Source organism: Streptomyces alkaliphilus (assembly GCF_014141535.1).
Taxonomy (GTDB): domain Bacteria; phylum Actinomycetota; class Actinomycetes; order Streptomycetales; family Streptomycetaceae; genus Streptomyces; species Streptomyces alkaliphilus.
The window spans coordinates 1-1,194 of sequence record NZ_VKHT01001275.1; the positions used below are offsets into that span (position 1 = coordinate 1).

The window sequence follows — 1,194 nt, forward strand, 5'->3', positions numbered from 1 at the left end:
GGTGTGACCGACGAGGGGGACACCGGCCCCGGTTCCACCGGCCGCCCCGTCCCCTTCCGTGTGTCGACGGTGGGTGATGAGGTCCTCGATGGAGATGAGGGTCAGCCCGTGCTTGCGGGCGAAGGGCACCAGTTCCGGGAGGCGGAGCATGGTGCCGTCCTCCCCGGCGATCTCGACGATGGCGGCGACGGGCGGCAGACCGGCGAGACGGGCGAGGTCCACGCCGGCCTCGGTGTGACCGGGGCGGGTGAGCACCCCGCCCGGACGGGCTCGCAGCGGGAAGACGTGACCGGGCCGGGCGAAGTCGGCCGCCCGGGCCGCCGGGTCGGCCAACAGCCGGATGGTGGTGGCCCGGTCCGCGGCGGAGATGCCGGTGGTCACGCCGTGGTCGGCGACGGCGTCCACGGAAACGGTGAAGGCCGTGCCCATGGACTCGCTGTTGGTGGTGACCATCTGCGGGAGATCCAGACGATCGAGATCGTCGCCCTCCATGGGAACGCAGACCAGACCGCGGCACTCGCTCATCATGAAGGCGACCACCTCGGGTGTGATCGCGGAAGCGGCGACGATCAGATCGCCCTCGTTCTCGCGGTCGGCGTCGTCCACGACGACCACGGGGCGACCCGCCGCGATGTCGGCGATCGCCCGCTCGACGGGGTCGAGGACGATGGCCTCCGAGACCCCGTCGGGGACGGACCCCCTCACGGGCAGGTCGGCGGCGGTCGGGCCGAAGGGGTGGTGCGGGGGACGGATGGTGTTCACTGCGCGGCTCCTTCCCGGGCTGCGAGGTCGGTCACGGGGACGGGAGCCGTGGGCTCGGCCCCGGCGGCCGCGTCGAGGGTGCGGGTGCGCAACCACCAGGAGCGCAGTCCCCACAGGACGAGTACGAAGTACAGGACGTAGACCAGGCCGGAGAAGGCGAGGCCGCTGGAGAAGGCGAGGGGGACCCCGACCAGGTCGACCAGCAGCCAGGCGAACCAGAACTCCACCAGGCCCCGGGCCTGGGCGATCATCGCCACCAGGGTGCCGACGAAGATGTAGGCGTCGGGCCAGGGGTTCCAGGACAGTACGGGAACGGCCGTGAACAGACCGCCGACCGCCAGGGTCCCTCCGACCGCACCCGCGAGGAGCAACAGACGCTCGCGGCCGGTGGCGAAACGGACGGCGATCCGGTCGTCCCGCCCGTCCCTGGCC

2 protein-coding genes are annotated in these 1,194 nt (G+C 72.4%); both read right to left on the reverse strand.

Annotated features, from left to right (window positions below):
• Positions 1 to 711, reverse strand: a 711-nt coding sequence (gene ribB, locus FNQ90_RS23930; RefSeq protein WP_182608255.1) for a 3,4-dihydroxy-2-butanone-4-phosphate synthase, incomplete at its 3' end; no start/stop codon positions are given.
• Between the two features lie 47 nt (positions 712 to 758).
• On the reverse strand, positions 759 to 1,194 hold a 436-nt coding region (locus FNQ90_RS23935; protein WP_143622442.1), incomplete at its 5' end, for a nicotinamide mononucleotide transporter family protein.